Raw genomic sequence first — 13,470 nt, 5'->3', positions numbered from 1 at the left:
CGCGCTGCGCTGGCGCGCTGTCCAGCAAGGCGCAGCCCGCGCAACATCTGCCCCCTAGCCGCGTGCATCGAGATCTTTGAGCCGCGCGGCCAAGCCCTGCGCCCAAGCCGAGATGGTGCCAGCGCCCAAACAGACGACCATATCGCCCGGCCGCGCCTGTTCGCGCACCAGCCGCTCCAGATCATCCTCGGACACAACAGCGCGGGCATGGCGGTGGCCATGACGGATCAGCCCCGCCACCAGATCGTCGCGCCCCGCACCGGGGATTGGATCTTCGCCCGCCGCATAAATCTCGGCGATGCCAACCACATCGGCCTCGTTGAAGCAGGTGCAGAAATCCTCGAACAGGCTGGACAGGCGGGTATAGCGATGGGGTTGATGCACCGCGATCACGCGGCCCTCGCTGGCTTGACGCGCGGCTTTCAGCACGGCGGCGATCTCGACCGGGTGATGGCCGTAATCGTCGATGATGGTGATGCCGCCCACCTCGCCCACCTTGGTGAAGCGGCGGTTCACGCCCTTGAAACCCGCCAATGCACCGCGAATTTCATCGGCCTTCATGCCCAGATGGCGGGCCACGGCCACGGCCGCCAAAGCATTAGAGACATTGTGATCGCCCGGCATCGGTAGGGTGCAACCCTCGATCACCTGCCCCTCGGCCTGTAGCGCGATGTCGAAATGCGCGATGCCCGATTTATAGCTCAGATTGACCGCGCGCACATCGGCCTGTGCGTTAAAGCCAAAGGTCACGACACGGCGATCCGTGATGCGGCCCACCAGCGCTTGCACCTCCGGATGATCAGTGCAGCACACGGCCAGCCCGTAAAAGGGGATGTTCGAGACGAAATCGAGAAAGCCTTTGCGCAAGTTCTCGATCGTGCCCCAATGCTCCATATGCTCGGGGTCGATATTTGTGACGATGGCGATAGTCGCAGGCAGGCGGTTGAAGGTGCCATCGGACTCGTCAGCCTCGACCACCATCCAGTCGCCTTGGCCCACCCGCGCGTTCGAGCCATAGGCATGGATCACGCCGCCATTGATCACCGTCGGATCAACGCCGCCCGCATCCAAAAGCGTGGCCACCATGGTGGTGGTTGTCGTCTTGCCATGTGTGCCCGCAATCGCAATGTTCGAGCGCAGGCGCATCAACTCGGCCAGCATTTCAGCCCGGCGCACAACGGGCAGACCCCGCAGCCGCGCGGCATCAAGCTCGGGATTGCCGGGCTTAATGGCTGACGAGATCACCACCACCTCGGCGGCCTCAAGGTTCTCGGCTTTTTGCCCGATAAAGACGCGCGCGCCCAAACCCTCGAGCCGTTCGGTGATCTTGGAGGCTTTGAGATCCGAGCCTTGCACCTGATAGCCATGGTTCAAAAGCACCTCGGCGATCCCCGACATACCGATGCCACCGATACCCACGAAATGGATCGCCCCGAGCTTGGTCGGCAGTTTCGTAATCGCAGGTGTCATGCAGCGCCTTTCTGGGCCAGTTCCTCGACCAGTGCCGCAAGCCTTTGGGCCGCATCGGGCAGGCCCAGCGACAAAGCCGCTTGCGCCATCTGATCGGCCTTGGCCGGTTCGGTAAGAATGGAGTGTATCGCCTGCGCCAAACTGTCGGGCGAAAGCGATTGTTCCGATATCACCACCGCGCCACCGGCTGCAACAAGACCGCTGGCATTGGCGCTTTGATGATCGGCGGTGGCTTGCGCATAGGGGATCAAGATCGCGGGCCGCCCAATGACCGAGATATCGGCCACAGATGAGGCACCCGCGCGGCTGATCACCAGCTGCGCCTCGGACAGGCGGCGGGGGATATCGCGAAAGAAGGTATCGATTTCTCCGCGCACACCGATTGCGCCATAGGCTTCGATCACGCGTTGCAGGTCTTCGGCACGGGCTTGCTGTGCGACCCTGAGATGCGCGCGCAACCCCTCGGGCAGGCGGGCGATGGCCGCAGGCACCATATCGGACAAGATGCGCGCGCCTTGGCTGCCGCCGATGACCAAAAGGCTCATCGGCCAATCGCCCGGCGGCAGATAGGGCGCGCCTGCGCGCTCTAACACGGCGGCGCGCACCGGGTTGCCAGTATGCACCCCCTCTAGCCCTTGGGGAAGCGTGGTGGGCCATGTCCCGCACGCCACAATATCGACGCGCCGCGCAAACAGGCGATTGACCCGGCCCAAGACACCGTTTTGCTCATGGATCATGCAAGGCGTGCGCGTGATCCATGCCGCAGCCAGCGCAGGGATCGTGGGATAGCCGCCAAAGCCAACGACCACATCGGGCTTTTCGCGCCACATGCGCAGCGTCGCGGCCAAGATGCCGCCCGCAATGCGCAAAGGTGCCAGCAGTTTGCCAAAGACGCCCCCACGCGCGAATGTGGCCGAGGCCACCTCGCGCACAGCCACGGCATGCGAGCACCCATCAGTGTAGCGCGCACCGCGCGCATCGGTGGATAATGTCACCTTCCAGCCCCGGCGCAGCATCACCTCGGCCAGCGCTTGGGCCGGGAACATATGCCCGCCCGTGCCGCCGGCCGCGATGATCAAATGTGCGCTGGTCGGTGTCATCGGCTCACCGCTGGCGTGACAAAAGGTAATCGCCGATCTCGCCCTGCGGCCGCGACCGGGTAAAGGCGAGCAGCATACCCACCGCGATCCCCATCGCGATCAGCGACGATCCGCCATAGCTGACGAAAGGCAGCGTCATCCCCTTGGCGGGCAGAATACGCACCGCCACGCCCAGATTGATAAAAGCCTGTAGCGCCAAAAGACTGACCAGCCCCGTGCCCGCCAAGCGGATAAAGGTGTCGCGCTCGCGCATCAGGCGGAAATAGGAGCGTAGCGCGATGGTGACGAACAGCGCGATGATCAGATAGACCATGACCACGCCATATTCCTCGGCGGCGACCGCGATGATGAAATCGGTATGCGCATCCGGTAGCGTCCAGCGGACCGTCCCCTCGCCCAGACCTGCGCCAAACAACCCGCCATTGCGGATCGCGTCGGTGGCATAGCCGATCTGGGTGGTGGGGTCGATCTCGGTCGACAGGAAACCGTCGATACGGCGCGCCACATGCTCGGAATTGGCATAGGCATAAACCCCGCCTGCCGCCACCAATGCCATGACGCTGAACAAGACCAGCATCGGCGCGCCCGAGACGAAATAGATCACCGACCATGCAAAGACGATCAGCGCGCCTTGGCCGAAATCGGGCTGCATGACCAAAAAGCCCACGATCACGATCATGGTGAAGAGCGAAACGCTCTTGCCCGGCGGGCCGCCAATCTCTTGGCTGGCCGCGATCATCCATGCGGTGAAGATCACGAACACCGGCTTGAGAAACTCGGCCGGTTGCACCGAGGCAAAGCCAAGCGAGAACCAGCGCACCGCCCCTTGGCCGAAATCTGTGCCAAAGGCGGGCAGCATGGCCAGTGCGAAGACCGCGCCGAAAAAGCCGATCACGCCAAGCCGGCGGATCATCACCGGGTTCAGCATGGACACAACCAGCATCACCATCAGCGCCAAACCACCAAATGCCGCCTGCCGCGTGACATAATAGAAAGGATCAAGCCCGTTGCGCTCGGCCAAGGGGGTGGAGGCCGCAAAGCCCAGCAAGATGCCGATGCCGAAAAGGGAAAAGATGCAAAAGATCGTGACCCGGTCGACTGTCCGCCACCAACGTGGAAGAACAGCTTCGCCAGATTGCACGATCACCGTGCCATGCGCGATTTCCGTCATGGGGACTGCCCGCCCGTCTTGTTCTTGTCTGCCTCAGGATCGCCCGTTTGCCGGGTCTGGTGGTGACACTACTCCGAAATACCCGCGGGGGCTAGTCCTAGCTTGGCTCTTGCCCGCGATATCAGCATCAAGATTATGGTTGCAGCCTGCCCACCTGCTCCATGAAATCGCGCCCACGATGCTCGAAGCTGTCGTATTGGTCGAAACTCGCCGCCGCAGGGGCCAAGAGCACCGTGTCGCCCGGCGTGGCCTCGGCGGCTGCGCGGGCCACGGCGGTCGCCATGTCGCCGCAGACCTCATGCGGGACATCGCCCAGATGCAGGGCGAAAGCGGCGGCCTCGCGCCCGATGACATAGGCTTTGATCACTTCGCCTGCCGCAGGGGCCAGCGCCGCCATCCCCCCCTCTTTCTCCAGCCCGCCACAGATCCAGCGGATGCGCGAAAAAGCGGCCAGCGCTTTGACGGCGGCATCCACATTCGTGGCCTTGCTGTCGTTGACGAAGGACACGCCACCGATTTCGGCCACCCGTTGGCTGCGATGGGGCAGCCCTTCAAAGCTGTGAAAGGCGGTCTCGATCTCCTTGGGCGATAGGCCCAACGCGCGGCAGGCGCCATAGGCGCAGGCGGCGTTTTGGTGGTTATGCGCACCGGGAAGGCCGGGGACGCCGCGCAGGTCGATGGAGGCGACTTGGCGGCCCTTGCGCATCTCCGACAGCCAGCCCTTGCGCGCCACCAGATCCCATCCCGGCCCCGAAAGTTTGGCCTGCGAGACACGGATGACGCGGGCATCGCCCGGCCCTTCGGCCAGTTGGTTGGCGATATACTGCCCCTCGATCTCGTCCACGCCGATCACGGCGCGATCCGGCCCACCCTCGGAAAAAAGCCGCCGTTTGGCCGCGAAATAGCCACCCATGCCGCCGTGACGGTCCAGATGATCGGGTGAAAGATTGATGAACACCGCCACATCGGGCGTCAGCGCGCGGGCAAGCTCAATCTGGTAGGAGCTCAGCTCCAACACCACCACGCCGCCATCCTCGGGCGGGTCGATATCCAGCACACCGCGCCCGATATTGCCAGCCAGTTGCACGGGCCGCCCCGCAACCTTGAGGATATGGGCGATCAAGGCCGATGTCGTGGATTTCCCGTTTGACCCGGTGATTGCCACAACCTTGGGCGGCTCCTCCATATCATCCCACGCGCCCATGCCGAGCGAGCGGAAAAACAGCCCCACATCATTATCGACCGGCACACCCGCCATGCGGGCAGCAGCAATCGCGCGGTGCGGGGCGGGGTAGAGATGCGGAATGCCGGGCGAGGTAATCAGTGCGGCCACACCGACAAAGGCGTCAGGGGCCATCGGATCCCAGATGGTGAAACCCTCGGCCTCGGCCACCGCGCGGGCGGGCGCGCCATCGTCCCAGCACAACGCTTCGGCCCCGCCTGCGCGCAAGGCCCGCGCGGTGGCCAGACCCGACCGGCCAAGCCCCAGCACCGCGACCCGCTGCCCCTCGACGCCTTGAACCGGTATCATGGCCTGCCCCCCAAGCGCTGCATCAGCGCAGCTTCAACGTCGCCAGACCGATCAGCGCCAAGATCAGCGAGATGATCCAGAACCGGATCACCACCTGCGGCTCGGCCCAGCCTTTTTTCTCGAAATGGTGGTGGATCGGCGCCATCAGGAAGACGCGCTTGCCGGTCGCCTTGAAGTAAAGAACCTGCACGATCACGCTGACGGCTTCGGCCACGAAAAGGCCACCGACGATGGCCAGCACGATCTCGTGCTTGGTGGCAACAGCGATGGCCCCCAGCGCGCCGCCCAGCGCGAGCGATCCGGTATCGCCCATGAACACAGCGGCGGGCGGCGCATTATACCACAAAAACCCAAGGCCGCCGCCGATCAGCCCGGCGGTGAAGATCAGCAACTCACCCGTGCCGGGAACGTAATGCACATCGAGATATTCGGTGAAATCCACCCGCCCCACGGCATAGGCGATCACGCCCAACGTGCCTGCCGCGATCATCACTGGCATGATCGCCAAACCGTCCAACCCATCGGTCAGGTTCACGGCATTGGCCGACCCCACGATCACCAGCATCGCAAAAGGCAAAAACAGCCAGCCCATGTTGATCAGCACATCCTTGAACACCGGCACTGCCAGTTGGGCCGCCAGCGGTGCGGGGTGGATATAGACGCAAGCCGTTGCAGCCATCGCGGCGATCACGAAGCCAATCAAGAGCCGCACCCGCCCCGAGAGGCCCGCGCTGGTGTTGCGGCTGACCTTGGCCCAGTCATCGGCAAAGCCGATCAGGCCAAAGGCGACCGTGGTCAAAAGCACGATCCAGACATAGGGGTTATCAAGCCGCGCCCACATCAGCGTGGACAATGTCAGCGCGGCAAGGATCAACAACCCCCCCATGGTCGGCGTTCCCGCCTTGGAGATATGGTGGGCCGGGCCATCGGCGCGGATCGGCTGGCCGCCGGAATATTTCCGCCTCAGCGCATTGATCAAGGGCTGGCCAAAGACAAAGCCAAAGACCAGTGCTGTAAAGAATGCCCCGCCTGCACGAAAGGTGATGTAGCGAAACAGGTTGAAGACATCCCCGCCATCGGAGAACGCGGTCAGCCAATACAACATCTAGCGGTGTCCCTGTTTGTTGCCCACTGCCGCTTGCCCGAGTTTGCGCAGCGCGTCAACTACGCGAGAGACCCTGATCCCCTTTGAGCCCTTGAGCAGCACGATATCCCCCGCCTTCAGCCCTTGGGGCAAATGCGCGGCCATCTCTTCGGCGCTGTCGCTGTGATGGCCACGGATCGCACCGGGCAAGGCCGCATGCAGATGCGCCATCAACGGCCCCACCGTATGCACCAGCGCGATGCGCGCCATGGCGGGGTGATCGGCGATGGCGGCATGCAGCGCTGGACCGGTCGGCCCAAGCTCCAGCATGTCGCCCAGAACCGCGATCCGCCGCCCGCGCCCCTCGGGCTCGGCTGCGGCCAACATCTCAAGCGCGGCAGCGATGGAGGCGGGATTGGCGTTGAACGCGTCATCGATCATTTCAACGACCAAATCCTCGCGCCCGCCTAGCGTCAGGCGTTCACGCGTGCCGCGCCCTTGATAGGGTGTCCAACCTGCCAAGGTGATCGCAGCTTGGGTCGCATCGGCCCCGGCCAGTTCCGCCGCCGTCAGTGCAATCAGCGCATTCATCGCGTAATGCCGCCCCGGCGCGCCGATCTTGAACACCCGCGCGGTGTCAAGGATATCGGCCTTGATCACCGTGGCACTATCGGCGACTTGGGCCGAGATCATCCGCGCCTCGACCCCGTCACGCGCACCAAAACGCACCAAGCGCGCGCCCACGGCATGCGCCTTGTCGAAAAGGATCTGGGCGGTGTCGATATCGGCATGGGCAAGCGCGATGCCGCCGGGGACAAGCCCATCATAAATCGCGGCTTTTTCATGCGCGATCCCCTCGATTACGCCGAAAGCTTCCAGATGGGCGGGGGCGACGGTGGTAACGATGGCGATATCAGGCCGGGCAAGATGGGACAGCGGCGCAATCTCGCCGGGATGGTTCATGCCGATCTCGATCACCGCGAAATCGGTGTCAGCAGGCATGCGCGCCAGCGTAATCGGCACGCCCCAATGGTTGTTGAAACTCGCCTCGGCGGCATGGGTCCGACCCTGCGGGGCAAGGGCCGCGCGCAGCATTTCTTTGACCGTGGTTTTGCCGACCGATCCGGTGACGGCGATAACTTTCGCACGGGTGCGCGCGCGCCCCGCCGCGCCCAAGGCGCGCAGGCCATCCATCACATCGCCCACGATCAACAGCTTGGCCGGATCGACGCCCTCAGGCACATGGGCCACCATTGCAGCGGCCGCCCCACGCGCCAAAGCATCGGCCACGAAATCATGCCCATCGCGCGCGGCCGAAAGCGCCACGAACATTTCACCCGGCGCGATGGTCCGGCTGTCGATCGACAGGCCCGTGACCGCCCAATCGCCCACGACCTGCCCGCCGGTGGCGGCGGCGGCCTCAGCACTTGTCCAAAGCGCGCTCATATACGGCCCTCCAAGGCGGCGATGGCAAGGCTTGCTTGCTCGACATCATCGAAAGGATAGACCACATCGCCCACGATCTGCCCGCTTTCATGGCCCTTGCCCGCGATCAACAGCGCATCGCCCGGTGCAAGCGCATCAACCCCGCGCAAGATCGCCTCGGCGCGGTCGCCCACCTCGCGCGCCTGCGGGCAGGCTTGCAGAATTGCGGCACGAATAGCCGATGGTTCCTCGGATCTTGGGTTGTCATCTGTCACAAAGACAACATCGGCATGATCGGCGGCGGCCTTGCCCATCAAGGGGCGCTTGCCACGGTCACGGTCGCCGCCTGCACCAAAGACCACGATCAAACGGCCCATGACATGCGGGCGCAACGCCCTGAGCGCGGTTTCCAGCGCATCGGGCGTATGGGCGTAATCGACGAAAACCGGCGCGCCATTGGCCCGGCGGCCCGCCATCTGCATCCGCCCGCGCACACCGGTAAGGCGCGGCAAGACCGCGAAAACTGCCGCGGGCGCTTCACCCGCCGCGATGACAAGCCCCGCCGCTGTCAGCACATTCATCGCCTGAAAAGCCCCGATCAGGGGCAGACGCGCCTGCACCGGCTCGCCCTGCCAGCGAAACAGCACATCCTGACCTGTCTCATCCAAGCGCCGCCCGGTGATCTTGAGCGCGGCATCTTCTGCATATTGGGCGACACCGATCACCTCAATCTCGCGGGCTTTGCAGGCGGCGGCAACGCGCGCGCCATAGCTGTCGTCAAGATTGATGACCGCGATCCCGTCTTCGGGCAGCAATTCCGAGAAAAGGCGCAGCTTGGCTTGGAAATAGGTTTCCATGTCGCCGTGATAATCGAGATGGTCTTGCGTCAGATTGGTGAAACCGGCAGCCGCGAGCCGCACCGCCTCCATCCGGCGCTGATCAAGCCCGTGCGACGAGGCCTCCATCGCCACATGGCTGACACCGGCACCTGCCATTTCGGCCAATACGCGCTGGAGCGTCAGGGGATCGGGCGTGGTATGCAGCCCCGGCGCGGCATAGGCCCCCTCGACCCCGGTGGTGCCGATATTGACCGCCTCATGGCCCAACAGCGCCCAGATCTGGCGTGCAAAGCTGGCGACGCTGGTCTTGCCGTTGGTGCCGGTAACCGCCACGACACAGTCAGGCTGGGCCGCAAACCACAGGGCCGCCGCATGGGCGAGGGCCGCGCGCGCATCTTCGACGACCACAACTGTCGCGGGGGTTTTGGCCAAGCCATCGGCGGCAAGTGCCGCCCCTTCGCGATCAGTCAGGATCGCGGCAGCGCCATGTTGCAATGCTGTCTCGATAAATGCAGCGCCATGGGTTTGCGTGCCGGGAAGTGCCGCGAACAAGGCACCAGCGGCGACCTTGCGGCTGTCAATCGCCAGCCCTGTGACAGCCACATCGCCACCCGCGCGTGGCGTCAGGCCAAGCTCTGAAAGCTGCCGTGTCAAAGCGGCCATTGCCCCACCCCATCCGCATTCACCGTGAACTGCTCGATAGCGCATCCATGGGGCCCGGTTCAATCTCGGGTCGCAGGCCCAAGATCGGCGCGCTGCGGCGAATGATCTCGGCGGCCACGGGAACCACGGTCCAGCCCGCAGTGCGGCGTGGCTCTGGCCCCGATGTCTCGACGGGTTCTTGCAACATGGTGATCAGCACATAGCGTGGCGCATGCATCGGAAAGGCGGCGGCGAAGGTGTTGATATTGCGATCCTCGTAATAGCCCCCCGTGGGGCGCGGCAGATCGGCGGTGCCGGTCTTGCCACCCACGGCATACCCCTCGACCTCGGCAAAGGTCGCGGTGCCTTCCAGCACGGTGGCACGCATCATCGCGCGCAACTGCGCACTGGTCGCCTCGGAAATGATCCGCGCGCCGATCTGCGGGCGGTCTTGGCGCAACAGCGTCGGCACCACCTTTGTGCCGCCATTGACCATGGTCGCATAGGCGCCCGCCAGATGCACCAGCGAGGTCGACAGCCCATGGCCATAGGAAATCGTCATCGTCGCCAATTCGCCCCAGCGCGCAGGGATCAGGGGGCGGGCATTGCGCGCCTCGATGATCTCGATTGACGCGGGTTCAAGCAGGCCCAGCGCCGAGAGGAATTCGCGCTGTGCCTCGCCGCCGATGGCCTGCGCGATGCGCGCCGTGCCGATGTTGGAGGAGTGGATGAACACGTCGCTAACCGATTGCAACGGGCCCTTGCTGCGATAATCGCTGATCCGAAAGCGCCCCACCCGCATCGGCCCGCGGGTATCGATCATGTCGTCGGGGGTGATCTGCCCCATCTCAATCGCCTGCGCGATCGGGAAGGCCTTGAGCACGCTGCCAAGTTCATAGACGCCCTGCACCGCGCGGTTAAACAAGGGGCTATCGGCCGGATCGCCCGATAGCGCAGGTGCAGGCCGGGCGTTGGGGTCGAAATCGGGCAGGCTTGCCATGGCGATGATCTCGCCTGAATTGGCATCCATCAGCACCGCGGCCGCCCCGCGCGCATTCATCAGCATCATGCCGCCGGCCAGCACTTCTTCAAGGCCCGCTTGCACGGAAAGGTCGATAGAAAGCTGCAAGGGCGCGCTGCGGCCCGGATCGCGCAGGGTTTCGTCGAACACCGCCTCGATCCCGGCCACGCCGATCACCTCGGCGGCATCGACCGCCTCTTGGCCAAAGCCCGCCCCGCCAAGGATATGCGCCGCCAATCGGCCATTGGGATAAAGCCGCATCTCGCGCGGGCCGAAAAGCAGCCCCGGCTCGCCCAGATCATGCACCTGTTGTTCTTGCTCGGGGCTGAGATAGCGACGCAGCCACAGGAAACGACGATCAGAATCAAGCCGCGCATGCAGCGCGTCGGCGTCTAATTCAGGAAAAATTTGCGCCAAACCATCGGCGGCGGCGCGCGCATCAACGATCTCATGAGGATGGGCGTAAAGCGCATTGGTGGCGAAATTCGTGGCCAGAACGCGGCCCTCGCGGTCGACGATATCAGCGCGGGTGGTGTGGATCGTGCTGGTGATCTGGGCCACCGCAGGCTCTGACGCCTCGGAGGTGGCAAGCGCCGCCATCCGCGCGCCGACCGAGCCGAAGGCCAACAGAAACACCACCGCCACCAAAAGCATTCGCCCCTCGGTGCGCTGGCGCAGACGGTCGCGCGCCGCCTCGTGGCGCTGGCGCAGGTTTTCGCGCTCGATCAAGGCGGGGTTTTCCCCGCGCTGGCGGGCGTCAAGGATCCGCGCCAAGGGGCGCAATGGCGTGCGCTGCGTCATGGGATCTGCTCCTCGCCGATGGAGGCGCTATCCAAAATGATCTCGGGCTCGCTATCCTCGATCACCGGCAGCGGATAGGGGATTTGCGTCGCGCGGCCGAATTGATCGGGCGACATGGGCAAAAGGCCAAGCCGCTCGAAATTGATAAAGCCAAGCTCACGCAGACGGTCAGGACGGTTAAGATAGGCCCATTCAGCAGTCAAGATCGCCATGCGCTCGCGCTCGGCGCCAATCTGGGCCTGCAAACGCTCGACCCGGCGTTCGGCCTGTTGGGTCAAGATCGCCTGATGATAGGCCCAATAGCCCAAGGCGATGACCGTAAGCATGCCACACAAGGTGAGAAACCCACGCATCACAACACCTCCGGCAAAAGGGGAAGGCCAAGGCGCGCGCGATCAACAGGGCGGGCGGGCGCATCGGTGCGCGTCGCAACCCGCAGGCGCGCCGAGCGCGCACGCGGATTATCGGCCAATTCGACCTCATCGGGCGCGATGGCCTTTTTCGGCGTCAACACGAAACCGGGGGTTTGCTCTTGCGCCTCGGGGGCATGGCGTGACCCGCCGCCTCCGGTGCTGGCGCGTTCGGCCAAGAAGCGTTTGACCACGCGATCCTCGAGCGAGTGAAAGGTGACGACGGCCAGCTTGCCGCCGGGTCTCAGCGCGCGTTCCGCCGCCTCTAGCCCATCGACAAGCTGGCGCAGCTCGTCATTCACCGCGATACGGATGGCCTGAAAACTGCGCGTGGCGGGGTGGCTTTGACCGGGTTTCTTGCGCGGCAAGCACCCTTCGATCAGCCGGGCCAGTTGCAGCGTTGATGTGATCGGCGCCTTGGCGCGTTCGGCAATGATCGTGCGCGCAATGCGGCGCGCGGCATGTTCTTCACCGTAATGATAGAGAATATCGGCAATCAACGCCTCGGGCGCTTGGTTGACGATATCGGCAGCAGACACACCCGCCTGCCCCATCCGCATATCAAGCGGGCCGTCATTCATGAAGGAAAAGCCACGCTCGGGGCGATCAAGCTGCATCGAGGAGACACCCAGATCGAGCGCGACACCGTCAAGCGGCTGCCCTGCCAATTGGTCGAGATCGGAAAACGTGCCCTGCACCAGATGCAAGCGGTCGCCATATTCATCGGCCCAAGCTGCGGCCAGATCAAAGGCCAGCGGGTCGCGGTCAACACCGATCACCTGCGCGGCACCGGCGCCCAGAAGGCCACGGCTATAGCCGCCCGCGCCAAAGGTGCCATCAAGCCAAACGCCCTGCACCGGGGCCACCGTATCGAGAAGGGCGCGCAACAAAACGGGAATATGCGGCGCGCGGCGCGGTGGTGTCGCGCTGGCAGAGGTCATTCCGCATCCATCGGTGCTGGTTCATCCGGCAAAAGCGAGAGCGCATCGAAATGCGCATCATCGCGCCCAAGCTCGGCCAGAAGTGCCGCAAAGGTCGCGGCCTGTGCATCGGCCTGGGCCGGGCTGAGAATATGGAATTTCTCGCCATGCCCCTCAAAGGCTGCTTCGTCATCAAGCGCGATCTTTTCGCGCAATTCCTGTGACAAAACGATCCGGCCCGTCTCATCAAGCGTGAGCGTCTCGGACATGGTTTTGTAGTAATAGGCCATGATGCGGGCCTCGGCCGAGCCCGATTTCATCCGGCTGATGCGCGACAAAAGCCGCCCATAGGCGTCGGCCGACCAGCATTCGATAAATTTCTTGGTGGGATCGCCAAAGGTGACATGCATTCGCAACACGCCGCCGGGTGCATATTCGGTATCGCAGTTCTGCAAGACACGACGAAACTTGACCGGGATCGAGACCCGGCCTTTTCCATCCATCTTGTTCCGGCTGACGCCGGTGAACTCACGTTCCACGGGACTTTGCCCTTTTGCTGCCACGTTTCGGTCGCAAACCGACCGCCGGGAATGGAAACGGCGGATTGAGCAAGCTGCCACTGCTCAATCCGCCGCTCTCGTCCCATCTCTGGGTGTCCGACTGCGCAGGCCACCTGGGGGGATGTCTGCTCGCTTGCGCGCCGGATCTCTTTTTCTGGCGTGAGAGATGCCTGTATGAACCTGCCGTTTTTTGTTTTTGGTTCAGGCCTTTGCGGCCCGTTTTTTTACTCGTCTGCCAGTGGTGATTAAATGCCATGGCACGGACGCCCATGTAAACCCTTTTTTTGGGAATTATTCCCATTTCATGGGACAGTCGGCCAAAACACGCCGCATGGGCAAGCCACGACACCCCAATCAAGGGCAGCTGTTGTAGCCTCGCGGCCTACAACCCCAAGATATAGATTAAAGACAGCGCTGGGTGAAAATGGGAGCAGATCCCAGATTTCGTCCAGCACGGCCGCGAAAACGCTAATCTGTGGTGATTTCACCTGAATAT

At 63.6% G+C, this 13,470-nt stretch carries 11 protein-coding genes; all 11 read right to left on the bottom strand.

The window, feature by feature from the left end; all coding sequences use genetic code 11:
- Nucleotides 1–54: 54 nt before the first annotated feature.
- Entirely contained in the window at nucleotides 55–1,470 is a 1,416-nt protein-coding gene (murC, locus tag KG698_RS12370) for a UDP-N-acetylmuramate--L-alanine ligase (protein ID WP_213685890.1), read from the bottom strand.
- Nucleotides 1,467–2,570, bottom strand: a complete 1,104-nt coding sequence (locus KG698_RS12365) for a glycosyltransferase (protein ID WP_213685889.1) — start codon at nucleotides 2,568–2,570, stop codon at nucleotides 1,467–1,469. Before KG698_RS12365 ends, murC begins: the two co-directional genes overlap by 4 nt.
- A 4-nt stretch (nucleotides 2,571–2,574) precedes the next feature.
- Nucleotides 2,575–3,741: a putative peptidoglycan glycosyltransferase FtsW gene (locus tag KG698_RS12360; protein ID WP_213685888.1), complete on the bottom strand. Its 1,167-nt coding sequence runs from the start codon at nucleotides 3,739–3,741 to the stop codon at nucleotides 2,575–2,577.
- Nucleotides 3,742–3,874: 133 nt separating this feature from the next.
- On the bottom strand, nucleotides 3,875–5,272 hold the full coding sequence (gene murD, locus KG698_RS12355) for a UDP-N-acetylmuramoyl-L-alanine--D-glutamate ligase (protein ID WP_213685887.1): 1,398 nt from the start codon (nucleotides 5,270–5,272) through the stop codon (nucleotides 3,875–3,877).
- 22 nt (nucleotides 5,273–5,294) lie between these two features.
- A complete protein-coding gene (gene mraY, locus KG698_RS12350) occupies nucleotides 5,295–6,377 on the bottom strand; it encodes a phospho-N-acetylmuramoyl-pentapeptide-transferase (protein WP_213685886.1) in 1,083 nt (360 codons plus the stop codon).
- Nucleotides 6,378–7,802, bottom strand: a complete 1,425-nt coding sequence (gene murF, locus KG698_RS12345) for a UDP-N-acetylmuramoyl-tripeptide--D-alanyl-D-alanine ligase (protein WP_213685885.1) — start codon at nucleotides 7,800–7,802, stop codon at nucleotides 6,378–6,380.
- A complete protein-coding gene (locus KG698_RS12340) occupies nucleotides 7,799–9,283 on the bottom strand; it encodes a UDP-N-acetylmuramoyl-L-alanyl-D-glutamate--2,6-diaminopimelate ligase (protein WP_213685884.1) in 1,485 nt (494 codons plus the stop codon). The genes murF and KG698_RS12340 overlap by 4 nt, the downstream gene beginning before the upstream one ends.
- 19 nt (nucleotides 9,284–9,302) lie before the next feature.
- A complete protein-coding gene (locus KG698_RS12335; RefSeq protein ID WP_213685883.1) occupies nucleotides 9,303–11,084 on the bottom strand; it encodes a penicillin-binding protein 2 in 1,782 nt (593 codons plus the stop codon).
- Entirely contained in the window at nucleotides 11,081–11,437 is a 357-nt protein-coding gene (locus KG698_RS12330; RefSeq protein WP_213685882.1) for a cell division protein FtsL, read from the bottom strand. Before KG698_RS12330 ends, KG698_RS12335 begins: the two co-directional genes overlap by 4 nt.
- Nucleotides 11,437–12,435 carry a 16S rRNA (cytosine(1402)-N(4))-methyltransferase RsmH gene (gene rsmH, locus KG698_RS12325; RefSeq protein WP_213685881.1) on the bottom strand — a complete coding sequence of 333 codons (999 nt, stop codon included), beginning with the start codon at nucleotides 12,433–12,435 and terminating at the stop codon, nucleotides 11,437–11,439. Before rsmH ends, KG698_RS12330 begins: the two co-directional genes overlap by 1 nt.
- The gene (locus KG698_RS15865; RefSeq protein ID WP_213685880.1) at nucleotides 12,432–12,953 is read right to left on the bottom strand and encodes a cell division/cell wall cluster transcriptional repressor MraZ; all 522 of its coding nucleotides are present in this window, start codon (nucleotides 12,951–12,953) and stop codon (nucleotides 12,432–12,434) included. Before KG698_RS15865 ends, rsmH begins: the two co-directional genes overlap by 4 nt.
- Between the last annotated feature and the right edge of the window lie 517 nt (nucleotides 12,954–13,470).

This window comes from Roseicyclus sp. (genome assembly GCF_018402035.1).
GTDB lineage: Bacteria > Pseudomonadota > Alphaproteobacteria > Rhodobacterales > Rhodobacteraceae > Roseicyclus.
The sequence above is the reverse complement of the archived record's forward strand: the minus strand, read 5'-3'. Positions and strand labels throughout refer to the sequence as shown.

Bases quoted from the DNA above. Each gene is read 5' to 3' on its own strand.
- KG698_RS12335 (WP_213685883.1), bottom strand. From the start codon at position 11,084: ATGACGCAGCGCACGCCATTGCGCCCCTTGGCGCGGATCCTTGACGCC.
- KG698_RS12330 (WP_213685882.1), bottom strand. From the start codon at position 11,437: ATGCGTGGGTTTCTCACCTTGTGTGGCATGCTTACGGTCATCGCCTTG.
- murD (WP_213685887.1), bottom strand. From the start codon at position 5,272: ATGATACCGGTTCAAGGCGTCGAGGGGCAGCGGGTCGCGGTGCTGGGG.
- mraY (WP_213685886.1), bottom strand. From the start codon at position 6,377: ATGTTGTATTGGCTGACCGCGTTCTCCGATGGCGGGGATGTCTTCAAC.
- KG698_RS12365 (WP_213685889.1), bottom strand. From the start codon at position 2,570: ATGACACCGACCAGCGCACATTTGATCATCGCGGCCGGCGGCACGGGC.
- murC (WP_213685890.1), bottom strand. From the start codon at position 1,470: ATGACACCTGCGATTACGAAACTGCCGACCAAGCTCGGGGCGATCCAT.
- KG698_RS12360 (WP_213685888.1), bottom strand. From the start codon at position 3,741: ATGACGGAAATCGCGCATGGCACGGTGATCGTGCAATCTGGCGAAGCT.
- rsmH (WP_213685881.1), bottom strand. From the start codon at position 12,435: ATGACCTCTGCCAGCGCGACACCACCGCGCCGCGCGCCGCATATTCCC.
- murF (WP_213685885.1), bottom strand. From the start codon at position 7,802: ATGAGCGCGCTTTGGACAAGTGCTGAGGCCGCCGCCGCCACCGGCGGG.
- KG698_RS12340 (WP_213685884.1), bottom strand. From the start codon at position 9,283: ATGGCCGCTTTGACACGGCAGCTTTCAGAGCTTGGCCTGACGCCACGC.